Annotated in this window: 15 protein-coding genes; 12 read left to right on the forward strand and 3 right to left on the reverse strand. The window is 32.1% G+C overall.

Annotated elements, in window-relative coordinates; genetic code table 11:
• Positions 1-36: 36 nt before the first annotated feature.
• Entirely contained in the window at positions 37-750 is a 714-nt protein-coding gene (locus tag AW732_RS01725) for an aquaporin (protein ID WP_067957632.1), read from the reverse strand.
• Between the two features lie 120 nt (positions 751-870).
• Here AW732_RS01725 and bcp point away from each other — a divergent pair, with 120 nt between their 5' ends.
• The gene (bcp, locus tag AW732_RS01730; RefSeq protein WP_067957635.1) at positions 871-1,329 is read left to right on the forward strand and encodes a thioredoxin-dependent thiol peroxidase; all 459 of its coding nucleotides are present in this window, start codon (positions 871-873) and stop codon (positions 1,327-1,329) included.
• Positions 1,330-1,343: 14 nt separating this feature from the next.
• Here bcp and AW732_RS01735 read toward each other — a convergent pair whose 3' ends face one another.
• Positions 1,344-2,294 carry a trans-sialidase gene (locus tag AW732_RS01735; RefSeq protein ID WP_067957638.1) on the reverse strand — a complete coding sequence of 317 codons (951 nt, stop codon included), beginning with the start codon at positions 2,292-2,294 and terminating at the stop codon, positions 1,344-1,346.
• Positions 2,295-2,390: 96 nt separating this feature from the next.
• On the opposite strand from AW732_RS01735, the gene AW732_RS01740 reads away from it, so the two are divergent.
• Complete coding sequence (locus tag AW732_RS01740) at positions 2,391-2,765, forward strand: hypothetical protein (protein WP_067957852.1); 375 nt, start codon at positions 2,391-2,393, stop codon at positions 2,763-2,765.
• A 60-nt stretch (positions 2,766-2,825) separates the two neighbouring features.
• A complete protein-coding gene (locus tag AW732_RS01745) occupies positions 2,826-4,268 on the forward strand; it encodes a menaquinone biosynthesis decarboxylase (protein WP_067957855.1) in 1,443 nt (480 codons plus the stop codon).
• Here AW732_RS01745 and mqnC read toward each other — a convergent pair.
• The gene (mqnC, locus tag AW732_RS01750) at positions 4,263-5,381 is read right to left on the reverse strand and encodes a cyclic dehypoxanthinyl futalosine synthase (RefSeq protein ID WP_067957641.1); all 1,119 of its coding nucleotides are present in this window, start codon (positions 5,379-5,381) and stop codon (positions 4,263-4,265) included. The genes AW732_RS01745 and mqnC overlap by 6 nt on opposite strands.
• A gap of 145 nt (positions 5,382-5,526) precedes the next feature.
• On the opposite strand from mqnC, the gene AW732_RS01755 reads away from it, so the two are divergent.
• The 9 genes from AW732_RS01755 (at position 5,527) to AW732_RS01795 (ending at position 14,467) form a co-directional block, all read left to right on the forward strand.
• Positions 5,527-6,309 (forward strand): 2-amino-3,7-dideoxy-D-threo-hept-6-ulosonate synthase, encoded by a 783-nt coding sequence (locus AW732_RS01755; RefSeq protein ID WP_067957644.1) that lies wholly within the window; start codon positions 5,527-5,529, stop codon positions 6,307-6,309.
• On the forward strand, positions 6,302-7,363 hold the full coding sequence (locus AW732_RS01760; protein ID WP_067957647.1) for a 3-dehydroquinate synthase II: 1,062 nt from the start codon (positions 6,302-6,304) through the stop codon (positions 7,361-7,363). The genes AW732_RS01755 and AW732_RS01760 overlap by 8 nt, the downstream gene beginning before the upstream one ends.
• A 1-nt stretch (position 7,364) precedes the next feature.
• A complete protein-coding gene (aroD, locus tag AW732_RS01765) occupies positions 7,365-8,042 on the forward strand; it encodes a type I 3-dehydroquinate dehydratase (protein WP_067957649.1) in 678 nt (225 codons plus the stop codon).
• Positions 8,043-8,082: 40 nt separating this feature from the next.
• Positions 8,083-8,901, forward strand: coding sequence for a shikimate dehydrogenase (gene aroE, locus AW732_RS01770; RefSeq protein WP_067957651.1), 819 nt, complete (start codon positions 8,083-8,085; stop codon positions 8,899-8,901).
• Positions 8,901-9,755 carry a shikimate kinase gene (locus tag AW732_RS01775; protein WP_067957654.1) on the forward strand — a complete coding sequence of 285 codons (855 nt, stop codon included), beginning with the start codon at positions 8,901-8,903 and terminating at the stop codon, positions 9,753-9,755. Before aroE ends, AW732_RS01775 begins: the two co-directional genes overlap by 1 nt.
• Positions 9,745-11,013, forward strand: coding sequence for a 3-phosphoshikimate 1-carboxyvinyltransferase (aroA, locus tag AW732_RS01780; protein WP_067957656.1), 1,269 nt, complete (start codon positions 9,745-9,747; stop codon positions 11,011-11,013). The genes AW732_RS01775 and aroA overlap by 11 nt, the downstream gene beginning before the upstream one ends.
• A 133-nt stretch (positions 11,014-11,146) precedes the next feature.
• Positions 11,147-12,244 (forward strand): chorismate synthase, encoded by a 1,098-nt coding sequence (gene aroC, locus AW732_RS01785; RefSeq protein ID WP_067957660.1) that lies wholly within the window; start codon positions 11,147-11,149, stop codon positions 12,242-12,244.
• A gap of 4 nt (positions 12,245-12,248) precedes the next feature.
• Positions 12,249-13,619, forward strand: a complete 1,371-nt coding sequence (locus AW732_RS01790) for an aminotransferase class I/II-fold pyridoxal phosphate-dependent enzyme (protein ID WP_172790370.1) — start codon at positions 12,249-12,251, stop codon at positions 13,617-13,619.
• Positions 13,616-14,467, forward strand: a complete 852-nt coding sequence (locus tag AW732_RS01795) for a prephenate dehydrogenase/arogenate dehydrogenase family protein (protein ID WP_067957663.1) — start codon at positions 13,616-13,618, stop codon at positions 14,465-14,467. The genes AW732_RS01790 and AW732_RS01795 overlap by 4 nt, the downstream gene beginning before the upstream one ends.
• Positions 14,468-14,470 lie beyond the last annotated feature (3 nt).

Raw genomic sequence — 14,470 nt, forward strand, 5'->3', positions numbered from 1 at the left:
TATTTTAAATTTTTAAAAATGTTGGTATTTGAAAAATTAATCTTCTTTTTCTGCTTTGTTAACGTAAATGTAAGTCATCAAAGCACCACCAATTATACCACCAATTATTGGACCGACCCAATAAATCCATTGAACCTCCCATAATCCAGCATCACCAGAAATTAATGCAGGTGAAAAAGATCTTGCAGGGTTCATAGATGCACCAGTTAAAGGTACACCGATTAAGTGTAGTAAGAAAACCATTCCACCAATTGCTGCACCATAAACACTCTTGGGTGCTTTTTTATGAACAGCAGTCATAAAGATTACAACTACTAAGAAGAAAGTGAAAATGGCCTCTAAAACAACAGCAGAGACTAGACTGCCATTAATTATTTCACTTGGTCCACCATGAGCACCCCAAAGTACTTGTTTTCCAATTTCTGGAAATATTACTGCAAGTGTGGCAGTTGCAATTACTGCACCAATTATTTGAAATAGAATATATCCAATTCCATCTTGAATTCCAATTTTTTTGGTAATCATCATAGGAATAGTTACAGCTGGATTAATGTGAGCGCCTGAAACATGGCCAAATGCATATACCATCAATGCAATTGCACCACCGTGACCTAACGAAATGAAAATTATTGCTTCTGTGGATAAACCATCACCATACCATGCTGCAGCCAATATTACAGATAACGGACCAAAGAATACTAGTCCAAATGTTGCAATTGCTTCAGCAAGCCATGCTCTAGGATTAACCATCAAGCAATCCCCAAAAGATTTCAATATAAAAGATGTGGTTAACATTGAATTATGAAATAAAGGTAGGAGTATGATGAAAATTAAATACTGTATCAATATGAAAATTATTGGGATGCATACATGATCGAGGTTGGGGATTCAGTTCCAAAATTCAGTTTAAATAATTCAGAAGGAGAGAAAATAAAATCAACAGATTTCAAAGGTAAAAAACACATCATTTACTTTTATCCAAAAGATTTCACCCCAGGATGCTCAACTCAAGCAGATGAATTTTCAACAGAATATAAAAAATTTCAAAAACAAGAAATAGAAATAATTGGCATCAGTCCAGATGACGTAGAATCTCACAAAAAATTCTGTTCTAAAATGGGAATCAAATATGTATTATTATCAGATTCAGAAAAAGAAGTTTCAAAACTATTTGGTGTCTGGGGGATGAAAAAATTCATGGGACGAGAATACATGGGAGTTACTAGAAGTTCATTTTTAGTAAATGAAAAAGGAAAAATTTTCAAGACGTATCCAAAGGTCAAACCTAAAGGACATGCATTACAAGTTTTAAAAGATTTTACAGAATAAAAATAAAGAAAAGGTTAGAAACCTTTTGGTAGTGTTCCCCTTGAAGGTTTAGCAGGTTCTGTTTCAGCCTTTGCTTCAAATCCTTTTGGTAATGCACCACCTTTCTTATTAGCTGCTACTTTTGCTGCGGCTTCTGCTGCTGTTTTTTCTGCTGCAGCTTTTGCATCATCAATTTTTTGTTGTTCCAATCTTTTCAGATAATCAGCTTCATAATCTGCCAATTTTTCGGATTTAGATTTCCCATCATCAACATAAGTTGTTTGTTCTGTTTGTTGAGTAGTTTGGGTTTGTTCCATTCCTTTTGGTAGTGTACCTTTTTTAGGCTTTGGTGGTTCTGATGTTGGTGCTTGTTTTGCTTTTGCATCAACGCCATCAACAGTCATAGCGACACCACTGAAACTTCCAAATGTTTTATCTGCTGGATGATATGCCATTCTAGCTCTTGTTGCAAAGTATTGATTAGATACTGCGGTATAACCAGTTACTGTTGCTTTTTGATCATTCCAGTTTTTAGTTGGTACCTTTCCTACAGGAGCTGTTCTTCTAACAAAGTATCTGTTAGGTGCAGGCGAATATCCAGTAACTTTTGCTCTGTACTGATGGAAATCAGATGTTGCAGCAGTCATGTATGCATTTTCTAATGCATCTTGAACAGTTGTTGGTAGTTGCGATGTTGTCTCAGCTGGTTTTGTCTCTGCAGGTGTCTCAAATCCTTTAGGTAGTGTACCTTTTGGTTTGGTTGTTGCTGCAGGTCTCTCAGCTGGTTTTGGAGTTTCTTTTGGTTTTGCTTCAGAACCTTTTGGAAGTGTAGGTTTTGGCTTTGCTGTCTCAGCTGGTTTTGTCTCTGCAGGTTTAGTTTCTGCTGGTTTGGTGGTTAGCTGATCAGATAATTTTGATAATTTTGCCTCTAATTCTGCAATCTTGTCTTCAAGATCTTTTTTTGTTTGCTTTTTAGCAGCTGCCATTAATTTGCATGCACAATTCGGGGTTTATGTACATTTGGTTTGATCTAGTTGTAAAAGTATGATCAATTTTATATGTCCAATCAGACAATCTCTGTCATGGATGATTTTGAGAAAGAATTTCCAGATTTTGATTGGAAAAATACACCTGCATATAAACATCCAGGAGGCAGAAATTGTCCATGCCCAAAACATGAGTACATTAGAGAACAAATCAATTTTACAAAACAAGTCAATGAGAAAGGAAAAGAACCTGCTAAAGTCACGCTAAAATTCTGCCCAGATCATTACAGAGTATACTTAGATGAAGTAATTCCAGCAATGCCATTAAAGTATAGAATTTTAACAAAAATTGCATTAAAATTAGGTGCAATCAAAATTGAGCAATTAAAATACATGGAATCAGAATTATGTTTTTACTGTAAATTTGGTTCTGGCGGTCATGATAAAAAAACAGAATTACCACCAATGTAGATAGTAACAAAGTGAGAAAAATCCAGTTAAGCTTATACCTGATCTAAAAAGAGTTTGAGTGTGCCAATACAAGATACTCAAGAATTTATCAATGAACTTGAAAAACATGGAGAGTTAAAAAGAGTAGAAACTGAAGTTGACCCAGATTTAGAAATTGCAGAAATTTTAAGAAGAGAGATGTATTCCAACGGACCTGCAATTCTTTTTGAAAATGTAAAGGGTCACAGTATGCCAGTTTTAGGAAATGCATTTGGATCAATGAAAAGACTTGAGATAGGACTTGAAATGACAGACTTTACCGAAATTGGTCACAGAATTACAGATATGACAAAAATGGATATGCCATCAGGTTTTCTAAATAAAATAAAAAAACTTCCAGAACTTTCAAAAATGACAGCTTCTTTTCCAAAACCAGAATCTAGCGGGTTAGTTACAGAAGTTACATCAACAGATGCATCATTTGATGATTTACCAATTATCAAATCATGGCCAAATGATGCAGGACGATTTATCACATTAGGATTAATTGCAACAAAACATCCAGAAACAGGAGTTAGAAATCTAGGAGTTTACAGAATGCAAATAATAGATAAAACACATGCATCAATGCATTGGCAAAAACACAAGAGAGGTGCAAATCACGGAGAGATTTCAAAAGATAAAGGAGAAAAAATTCCAACAGCAATAATTTTTGGAGGTGAGCCTGCAACAGTATTTTCATCAATTGCACCAGTGCCAGAAGGATTAGACAAATATCTATTTGCAGGGATTACAAGAAAGGAAGGAATCAAAACAGTGAAATGTAAAACAATCGATTTGGATGTTCCAGCAAATGCAGAAATTGTTTTAGAAGGATATGTAGACCCTGCAGATATTAGAGATGAAGGTCCATTTGGAGACCATACAGGGTATTATACACCAGTTGAACCATATCCAACATTTACTCTAACAGGAATTATGAGAAGAAAAAATCCAGTGTATTTGACAACAGTTGTCGGTAAACCAATTTTAGAAGATGCATACATTGGAAAAGTGATTGAACGCTCATTCTTACCATTGATTCAAATGTTTCATCCAGAAGTAGTAGACTTTAGCATGCCAGCTGCAGGATGGTTCCAAGGTTTTGCAGTAATTTCAATCAAAAAAAGATATCCAGGTCAAGCAAAAAAAGTAATGATGGGGTTATGGGGAACAGGACAACTTACACTAACCAAAATGTTCGTGGTAGTAGACGAAGATATCAATGTGCATGATATGAATGATGTAATTTGGGCAATTACCACAAGAGCAGATGCAGCAAGAGATACAACAATAATCAACAATACACCAACAGATACTTTAGATCCAGCATCACCATTAGTCAATCTAGGATCTAAAATTGGAATTGATGCGACTCAAAAAACAAAAGAAGAAGGATACATGAGAGAGATTCAACAACAGGTAAAAGTTGATGAGGAAACAAAAAAGTTAGTAGATTCTAAATGGTCTGATTATGGACTATAATGTACGAATAGGATTATAGAAATTATCTCGCTCTTCTACATGATAACCAATTTGATGAATTGCATCTACAATTATTTTATCAGTTAATTCAGTTGATCGTGCACCAGTACATGAAACAACTTCCTCTCCAATCAAGGTTCCACCAAAATCATCAGCACCGTATTGTAGTGCGAGTTGAGCCATTCCAATTCCGTTTGTTAGCCATGAGGATTGAATGTGAGGAATTAATCCATCAAACACCAAACGAGAAATTGCAATCATTTTCAAGAGTTGAATTCCACCTGTTCCATATTCAACAATTCCCTCATCCTGCATCAAAGTGTTATTTGGTTCAAAATTCCAAGGAATGAAAGCCATAAAACCATTAGTCTTTTCTTGTAGTTTAACAATTTTAGAAAAGTGTTCAACAATATCATTATTGTTTTCAACATGTCCATACATCATTGTAGCAGAACCAGGAATTCCTACAGAATGAGATTCATCCATTATTCTAATCCAAGTATCACTAGAAATTTTCTTTGGGCTAATAATTTCCTTAACAGAATCAGTCAAAATTTCAGCTCCAGCTCCAGGAATGGATTGTAAACCTGCTTCTTTTAATCTGGACAAAATTTCTTTGGTAGATGATTTTTCAACTTTGGCAATCATATCAATTTCAGATGTAGATAATCCATGAACACCTACATTTGGAAATTTTTCGCGAATCATTTTAAATGCGTCTTCATAATATTCAATTTTCAAACTTGGATTATGTCCACCTTGAATCAAAACTTGACGAATTTTAAACATGTCATATGATGTTTTAACACGAGTTTCAATATCATCAAGAGATAAAGTGTAAGAATCTTCAGCACCAGGAGATCTATAAAATGCACAAAATTTACAATCTGTTATACAGACATTAGTATAATTCAAAATTATATTATTTACAAAAGATGCCTTATTACCAAATTGTTTCTTTGATAGATAGCCAGAGACTAATCCCATCAAATGAACATCGTCAGATTCTAACAATCTCAAAATATCTTCAGATTTAGGCCTATTTCCTTTAAGAGAATTTTCTAAAATATCTTTGATATCACTTTTTTGTATCTGTTCAGTTGTCTGACTCAATTATCATTAATCCTTAAAAATTTCTATTTATTCCTTGATAGAATAAAGGATGGAAATTGAGGTAAAATTCACAGAGAATTCAAAATATTTTTGAGCATACAGATACACATTATTTTTAAGTAGGGCTGAAAGAACAAAACAACACATGGTATCAGCAAATGAAATTAGATTAAGTAGAATTATGAGAAAAGGAAGAATGTTATGCATTCCCATGGATCATGGTATTTCAAATGGACCTATCGAAGGACTTGAAAATCCAGCAGATACAATTTACAAATGTGAAGGACACGGATTAACTAGTGTCATCATTAACAAAGGAATTCTCAAATCATTACCAAAACCACCAAAAATTGGAACTTTAGTTCATTTTTCAAGCAGTACAGCATTATCATTATCACCAAATCGAAAAATGCTTACAGGTACAGTAAAGGAAGCTGTAGCATTAGGTGCAGATGGAGTTTCACTACATATCAATATTGGAGGAAAAGAAGAACCAGAAATGTTAGAACAACTTGGATTAACAGCAGACCAATGTCATAGATGGGGAATGCCACTTTTAGCAATGATGTATCCCAGAGGAGAAAATGTTCCTAATCCACATGATCCAGAAATTGTAGGACATGTTGCAAGAATCGGTGCAGAATGTGGAGCAGATATTGTAAAAACATTGTACACCGGAGATGTAGATTCATTTTCAAAAATTGTAAAAAGCACACCAGTTCCAATAGTTATTGCCGGAGGACCAAAAGCTAAAACAGATTTAGACATACTTCAGATGACGGAAGATGCAATTACTGCAGGAGCTAAAGGAGTCACATATGGAAGAAATATTTTTGCACATAAAAAACCAGAAAAAATGGTTCAAGCATTGTCAGAAATAATTTTCAAAAAAGGAACTGCAAAGGAAGCAATGAAGAAAATTGAGTAAAACAAGAGAATTAATAATTTTACCAAAAGTAAATCAGGCACAACTTACAAAATTTTTACCTCAGTTAGAAGAAGAAGGAATTAAAACAGTTTTTCTAGATCCAAAAAAACTAGATAAGAAAAAAACAAAATTAAAAACAATATCAACATCAAATTCATCAAACTATGTTGTATTAGAAAAAGAAAATTCAACAAAACCAAAAGGCAAAAAAGTTGGAATTAAGTTTGAAGTATTATCAAATGCAGATATTGACAACGTCTTATCAATTTCAAAAAAAGGATTAGATTTTGTCATCATAGAAGTAAAAGACTGGAAAATTATTCCGTTAGAAAACATTATTGCAAAATTGCATAAAATACATACAAAGATTTTTGCAATTGCTAGAACACCTGAAGAGGTGAGAAAAATGTTTTCAATTTTAGAAGTAGGAGTAGATGGAGTAATTTTCAGTACGTCATCCATTAATGAAGTAAGAGAAGCAATGGTATACCTAGGTACTAGAAGTTTCGATATGAAACCAGCAAAAATTCTTGAAATTAAAGAAGTAGGTGACGGAGAAAGAGTTTGTGTAGATACCGCATCAATGTTACATAAAGGAGAAGGAATGTTAATTGGAAGTAGATCAAATTTCTTATTTCTTGTACATAACGAATCAGTAGGATCATCATTTACATCACCACGACCATTTAGAGTAAATGCAGGTGCAGTCCATTGTTACACGTTATCTCCAGACGGTACAACAAATTATTTATCAGAAGTAGAAACAGGTTCTGAAGTATTAATTCTAAATTCCAAAGGTAAAGCAAGAAGAGCTACAGTAGGAAGATCTAAGATAGAAAGAAGACCAATGTTAATGATCAAAGCATCAGTAGGAAATGAAATCGGAGGAATTATTGCACAAGATGCAGAAACAATCAGATTCGTTAAACCTAACGGCCAATTAGTTTCAGTAACACATCTCAAAAAAGGGGACATCGTAATGGCACATGCAAAACCTGCAACAGGCAGACATTTTGGAATGGAAGTTTCAGATGAATACATATTAGAAAAATAAAATGAAATACAAAACATGCATTTCAATTGCAGAGAATTCTCCAAATAAAATTAAAAATAAATTAAAAGAATCATTGAAAAAATCAGATTACGTTGAAGTAAGATTAGACTTTCTGAAAACAAAACAAATTCCTGAAACGCTAGAGATTATTAAAAAAGATTTGAAAAAAATTGTGTGTACTTTAAGACCAAAAAATGAAGGCGGTAAATTTCCAGGTACTGAAAAAGAAAGAATTGCAATATTGAAATTAATTGCAGAGTATAACCCATTTTTATTAGATGTGGAATTCAATACATTAAATAAAAATAAAGAATTATCAAAATATCTCAACAGTACTAAAACAAAATTATTAGTTTCTTGGCATGATTTTAAAAAAACTCCTAAGACAACAGAATTAAAAAGTAAAATAAAAAAAATGAGTAAATTTTCAAATAATGTTAAAATCGTAAGTACAGCAAAATCAATAGACGATGCAACCAGAATGCTAGAATTGTATAATAAAAAAGGGAAAAATAATTTAATTTCATTTGCGATGGGGGATGCAGGCAAAATTTCTAGAATTTTGTGCCTGTATTTGGGCAGCCCATACACATATGTCTCATTAGGAAAAGCAGTAGCACCAGGACAATTCAGCGTAGATGAAGTAAACAAAATAATCAATCTAAAAAGTAGTAAATAAGAAATTGAGAGTTTAAATCAATCTATTTCTCAAAAAACGTATGGGAAAAAGTTTTGCAGTAATCGGAGATCCTATCAATCATTCTTTATCACCAATCATACACAGTGCAGCATTTAGAGAACTGAATTTAGATTCATCATATATTGGATATAGAATTCCAAAAGGAGAATTAGAAAGTGGAGTTGAAGGACTTAAAAAAATCAACATTACTGGATTCAATGTCACCATTCCTCACAAAATTGAAATGATGAAATATTTAGACAAAATGGATGAATCATGCAGCATCATTGGTGCAGTAAATACTGTTGTAAATGATGAAGGAATTTTAAAAGGATACAACACAGACATGGAAGGATTTTTGGAACCATTAAAAAAAAGAAATTTTTCAATTCAAGATAAAAAAATTCTGTTAATTGGAGCAGGAGGGGCAGCAAGAGCCATCATTGCAGGGATGTCTAAAGAAAAAGCAAAAGAAGTAGACATTGCAAACAGAACAACAAAAAATGCAGAGGAGTTATCAGAATTTGCTACACGGATTGGATTGTCAACAAATGTAAAAAAAATAGAAGAAATCAAAAATTTACAAAATTACGATGCCATAATTAATTCAACATCAGTAGGATTAAAAAACGAATCAAGTCCAATTTCATTTGAACAAACAAATGAAAATACGGTGATTTACGATATAGTATATTCACCAATGAATACTGATTTCATTAAAAAAGCTAAAGAGAAAAAATTAGATGTTATTTACGGATACGAGATGCTTTTAGGTCAGGCTACTAGAGCATTTGAGATTTGGCATGGGATGAAAGCACCTTATAATGCGATGAAAAAAGCATTGTTAGGAGGGTTTTGATGGCAAAAGTAAAAGCTACTGTACATGGTGCAGTTTCCATAGTTAGTGCCATAGCAAGTAAAAAAGGGGCAACATTAGGAATATCACTAAAAGTTGAAGCAATTGTAGAGACATCAGAAGGAAAAGGAATCAGCATTCAGTCTGAAAACAAGAGTCTGAGTTCCCGATTAATCAACAAGACAATTGAAAAAATTGTTTCACAAAAAGATTTAGAAAAAAATAAAATCACAATTACATTAACTTCAGAAATTCCAACAGGTTACGGATTAAAAAGTTCTAGTGCAATCTCATCAGTAGTTGCATTAGCATGTGCAAAAATATTCAAACCAAAATTAACAGACAAGCAAATTCTGTTAGCAGGAGTTGATGCATCAATTGAAACTAAAATCAGTATTACTGGAGCATATGATGATGCATGTTCATGTTATTACGGAGGATTTAATGTAACAGATAATGGAAAGAGAAATCGAAGAAAGTTTGAAAAAATACCATCAAATCTAAATGCAGTTATTTTTATTCCAAAAAATAGAAAGAGAGGAAATCTTAAAAAATTAAAAATATTATCATCAATATTTAATAATGCATGGGAATTAGCAAATGAGAAAAAATATTGGGAAGCAATGATAATTAACGGATTAGCCACATCCCCTATTCTAAATTCAGATCCTAAAATCATAGTAGATTTAATTGATAAAGGAGCACTTGGAGCATCAGTTTCAGGAAATGGTCCATCTATTGCAGCAATTGTAAAAAAAGAAAATATTTCTAATGTTAAAAAAATATTTTCAAATTTAGAAGGAAATATCATTGTTTCAAAAATCAATAACAAAAAGGCAGAAGTACATGAACTGTAAAGTAGAGAAATCAAAAATCAATGGAATCATTGATTGCCCTTCAAACAAAAGTTATACGCATAGAGGAATTTTCCTAGCATCACTTGCAGGCAAAAACAGTAAAGTAGAGAATATTCTGCTTTCAGCAGATACTAAAGCAACCATTGAAGCATGTAAAAAATTTGGAGCAACTTTAGAAGTAAATGATTCAACAGTTATTGTAAAAGAATCTATCAAAATAGGTTCAAAAGTACCAGAAATAAATACTGAAAATTCTGGAACTACCATCAGAATTGCTATTGGAATTGCAAGTCTATTTTCAGAAGAAATAATTTTGACAGGAGATGATAGTATTCAAAAAAGACCCATGCAACCATTGTTAGATGCATTGACAAGCATTGGTGCCAAATGTAATTCAACAGATGGAAAACCTCCAGTAAAAATTAAAGGGAATATTTCAGGAGGAAACATTACAATTCCAGGTAATTTATCAAGTCAATTTATTTCATCATTGTTAATTACTGCACCGTTAACAAAAAATGGGATTAATTTAACAGTTGAGGGCGATTTAGTATCAAAACCATATTTAGATGCAACAATTGCAACAATGAGAAAATTTGGAGTGTCAGTTCAAACATTAATTCCATACAAAAAATATAACATATCACCACAAATTTATAAAAATACAACATTCAATGTTCCAATTGATTTTTCAAGTTTAGCATTACTACTTTCTTTTACTGTGCTCAATGGAGAAGATGTAACAATCAAGGGCAGTATGGGAAATCTACCTCAAGGAGACGAAGCATTCATTGACTTTTTAGAACAATTAGGAGTTTCAGTAACAATTAATGAAAATGAAATAAAAATCAAATCACCTGAAAAATTAACAGGAGGAACTTTTGATTTAAGAAATTCACCAGATCTTCTACCACCATTAGCAATTTTGTCACTAATGTCAACTGAGTCAATTGAAATTGTAAATGTTAAACATGCAAGATTAAAAGAAACAGATCGAATTTCTATTCTTGCAAGAGAATTACCAAAAATAGGAATTATTGTGGAAGAAAAAGAGGACGGATTGGTTTTGAAATCTTCAGATAACCTTACAGGAGCCAAATTAGATTCAGAGAATGATCACAGATTGTTTATGACATTTTGCATTGCAGGAACATATATTGGAAATTGTACAGTAACAGATTCAAAATCAGTTGAAGTATCATATCCAAATTTCATAGAAGAAATGAATAGATTAGGTGCAAAAATCGAGACATTATAACCATAAATCAAAAAATCACTCTAAAAATCACTAAGAAAAGCCCATAATCATAATTTTTACCAAATAAAATAGATTTACAGATAGGGATCAGCAAAAACCACGAGGAATTATAAACATCACTTAACTAGATAATGTGTTGCCGGGAAGTTCTATTGGTCAGCGTCTTGTTTTGACAAGTTTTGGTGAAAGTCATGGAAGATCAATTGGTGCAGTTTTAGACGGATGTCCTGCAGGATTAGAAATTGATGAAAAAGAAATCCAAGAAATGCTTGATTTAAGAAAACCAGGTCAGAATATTATTTCAACCCAAAGAAAAGAAGGAGATGTAGTAGAAATTGTATCAGGAGTTTTTAGAGGATTTACAACGGGTGCACCAATTACTATGTTAATTTGGAATGCAGATCAAAAATCAAAAGATTATGAAAACTTGAAAACAAAATTAAGACCAGGTCATTCAGATTATCCTGCAATGATGAAATATAATCAATTTAATGATCACAGAGGAGGCGGCAGATTTTCAGGAAGATTAACGGCAACACATGTGATGGGAGGAGCAATAGCAAGAAAATTACTTGATATAACATTAGGAATTAAAATTAATTCATTCACATCGCAAATAGGAAAAGTCAAGATGGAAAAAGAATTCAATGAAAAAATGTCAAAATTAATTTATAAAAATGAAGTAAGATGTCCTGAAGAAAAAACAGCTGAAAAAATGAGAGAGTCAATTCTAAGTGCAAAGAAAAAAGGAGATTCTCTAGGAGGAATTATTGAATCAATTACAACAAATGTTCCAGTTGGATTAGGAGAACCAATTTTTAATTCACTAGAATCAGATTTAAGCAAAGCAATTTTTTCAATCCCATCAGTTAAAGGAATAGAATTTGGGTCAGGATTTAGAGGTTCAGAATTATTTGGTTCAAAAAATAACGATTTGTATGCAATGAAAAGAGGAAAAGTTGTAACAAAAACAAATAACTCAGGAGGAATCTTAGGTGGAATTTCTAATGGAATGCCAATTACAATGAGAATTGCATTTAAACCAGCATCATCCATTGCTCAGAAACAAAATACAGTAGATATCAAAAATAAGAAGAATGTAGTTTTACAAGTAAAAGGCAGACATGATCCTTGTGTGGTTCCTAGAGCGGCACCAGTTGTCGATTCATTAGTAGCTCTAACTATTGCAGATCATGCACTTATCACAGGTGCAATCAAACCAAGTTTATAAAAAAATGTCAGACATTAATGAACTTCGGAATGAAATGGATGCAGTAACATTAGAAATGATCAATTTACTGAAAACTAGAACAGATATTGCAAAACAAATTGGAGAAGTCAAAAAAAGTATTGGAAAAGGAATTGCAGATGAAGAACGTGAAGAGAATTTACGTAAAAAAATTATGAAAGTCACTCAAGAAATAGGATTAGATGAGACATTAGCAGCAAAATTTTTGAATTTCTTATTAAATGAATCAATCAAAGTTCAATCAAAAAATAAGCAAACACATCTTTCAATATTTTTAAAAGCAAAATCATTAGAACAAGAAGGGAAAAAAATTGTCCATATGGAAGTAGGAGAACCAGATTTTACTCCTCCAGAAATTGTCAAAAAATCATTATCAGAAGTTTTTGATGAAGGATTTATGAAATATGGTCAAGCACGAGGGATGCCAAAATTCAGAGAAGCACTTGCAAAATATGTTTCACAAAAGTTCAATGCAGAAATAACACAAGAAAACATCATTGTTAGCCCAGGTGCAAGATTTTCAATTTTTTCAGCAATCACCACATTACTAAATCCAGGCGATGAAATGATTGTAATAGAACCAGCATGGCCAGCATACAAAGATTGTGCATTAAATTCAGGAATTAAAATTAGAACAATTAATACAACATTAGAGAAAAAATGGGAACCTTCAATCGAAGAAATAAAAAATACAATTAATTCAAATACAAAAATGATTGTTCTCAATTATCCAAATAATCCAACAGGAAAAATATTACCAGAAAAATTGCAAGATGCCATCATAGACTTAGCAAAAGAAAATAACCTCTATGTTTTAAGTGATGAAATTTATTCGCAATATGCAAAAACTAATTGGAAAAGCATTCTGAGTTACAATTATGAAAAAAGCATAATTACACAATCATTTTCCAAATCACATGCAATGACAGGTTTCAGGATTGGTTATGCAATTACATCTAAAGAAATAATAGAAAAAATGGTCAAATTGGAAGCACTTTGTTTAACAAATGTATCTGAACCAATTCAATATGTTGCCATGAAAGCATTAGAATCAGACACATCAAATAATTCAAAATTAATTCAAAATAGATTGGATAAATTATCAGATAAAGCAAAAGAAATGGGACTAGAATTTATGATTCCAGATGGAGCAATGTACATTTTTGCAAAAATTAATCAAAAAGACTTTGATGGAGTTGAATTTGCCAATAATTCATTAGAAAAAGGTCTAGCAGTAGCACCAGGAGAGGGTTTTGGCAATTATAAGAATTTTATCAGAATATCAGCATGTCAAGATGAGAAAACACTAATGGAAGGAATGCATATACTAGGCAATATCATGAGTGAAAAACAGTGAAAAAATTAACAGTAATTGGTGCAGGAGGGCAAATGGGCCGATGGTTTACAAAGTATTTTGCAGATTCAGATTTTGAGGTTACAGGATTTGATACTGAAACTAAAAGTTTTGGTAAAAATGTATTAGTTTCAGAATCATTAGTAGGCGCAATTCTAAAAACAGATTACGTAGTATTATGTACACCAACTAGAAGAACACCAGAAATTATCAGATTAATTGCAAAAGAAATGAAAAAAGGAACATATCTAATTGAAATTTCGTCAGAGAAATCAAAAGTTGTTTCATCATTATCAAAAATGCCAGATAAAATCAATCCAATTTGTATTCATCCTATGTTTGGTCCAGGAATTAAAACTATAAAGAATCAAAATATTATTTCAGTTCCAATTAAGGATGCAAAAAAAGAATTAACTGTAGCTAAAACATTATTTGAAGGAGCAAATTTTGTAACAATAGATGCAATTGAACATGATAAAAAAATTGCAGTGATTTTAGGATTAACACATCTTATGAATTTAGTTTTTGCAAATATAATTTCCAAAGATGAAAAAATGTTATTGACAGAAAAAATGTCTGGTACTACATTTAGAGTACAAAAAACATTAGCAGAAAGCATCATGACAGAAACTCCAGAATTAATTGAAACAATTATTGCAAATCCAGAAATTAGAAGAGTAGCTGAAGAATTATGGAAAGATATAGGTAGATTACTTACATCAGTTCAAGAATCAAAAACAGAAGAAGTAATAGAATATATTAAAAATTGTCAAGAGAGACTTTCAAAACATACTGACCTTGATGAGTCATATAAGAAACTCTCAAAGATGGTCAAATCTGTTGAAAAATAAGGA

Origin of the sequence: Nitrosopumilus sp. Nsub, from assembly GCF_001541925.1 — an archaeon.
In the GTDB taxonomy this organism is placed as follows: domain Archaea; phylum Thermoproteota; class Nitrososphaeria; order Nitrososphaerales; family Nitrosopumilaceae; genus Nitrosopumilus.